General features: G+C 78.4%; 1 pseudogene. It reads right to left on the reverse strand.

Annotated elements, in window-relative coordinates:
• Positions 1 to 222 (reverse strand): annotated as a pseudogene (locus E9529_RS21700) (HNH endonuclease); the annotation flags it as partial.

The following is a 222-nucleotide window of genomic DNA, read 5'->3' on the forward strand; positions in this document are numbered from 1 at the left end:
GTGCGCCATCGCCAGCTCATCGGGCACGAACTCACTGGTACCGGCCGGGCCGCGCTCCCCGGCCCGCTCCCCACCGGGCAGCGGATCGGCCGGCGCGGGTCGGGCGGCGGCCAGGTCCATCACCAGCTCCACCCGCAGCGCCGCCAACCGCGCCTCGGCGGCCACGATCTGCCCCAGCAGATCCACCGCCTCCGCCGCGCTGCGCTGGGCGGGCAGCCACGC

This window comes from Blastococcus sp. KM273128 (genome assembly GCF_021698975.1).
Classification (GTDB): domain Bacteria; phylum Actinomycetota; class Actinomycetes; order Mycobacteriales; family Geodermatophilaceae; genus Blastococcus.